Source organism: Caballeronia sp. LZ003, assembly GCF_031451465.1.
Taxonomy (GTDB): Bacteria; Pseudomonadota; Gammaproteobacteria; order Burkholderiales; family Burkholderiaceae; genus Caballeronia.
In genome coordinates this window covers 1-415 of sequence record NZ_JARUXJ010000203.1, presented here as the reverse complement: position 1 = coordinate 415, position 415 = coordinate 1, and the positions used below count along the sequence as shown (strand labels likewise).

1 protein-coding gene is annotated in these 415 nt (G+C 64.8%); it reads right to left on the bottom strand.

Annotation, left to right across the window (positions count from 1 at the left end; translation table 11 throughout):
* On the bottom strand, positions 1-415 hold a 415-nt coding region (locus QCE79_RS34465; RefSeq protein WP_309852260.1), incomplete at both ends, for a DUF927 domain-containing protein.

Below are 415 nucleotides of genomic sequence, written 5' to 3'. Positions count from 1 at the left end.
CATGTGCTGTGAGAGGCCGATCTCGCCTGCCGACAGAAACAGCAGCCGCCACGATTGCCGCGCCCGCGCCGAGCCGGTTCGCCCCGCTCGTGCCTTGCCACTGCCGTTGGCCAGCATGTAGGCGATCTCGCCTGCCTCCCGAGGATCGACCTGCGCGAGTTCATCAAGCACGAGCAGCGTGTCGTTGTGAAGCGCGGCCAAACCCTCAAGCCCGTTCGAGGTTGCGCGCCACCGCTGCATGTACTCGGGTCCGCCGTAGACACTGCAAGCGGCTCGAAGCGCCGTCGTTTTACCTGTCGACGAGTCGCCAACGAAGTTCAGGCCGCCCGACTCCTGACCCGAATACGCGAGCATCATCCCGGCAAATGCCGTCGAGACCGCGACCAGCATGCGGGAGTTGCCCGAGCAATACGAA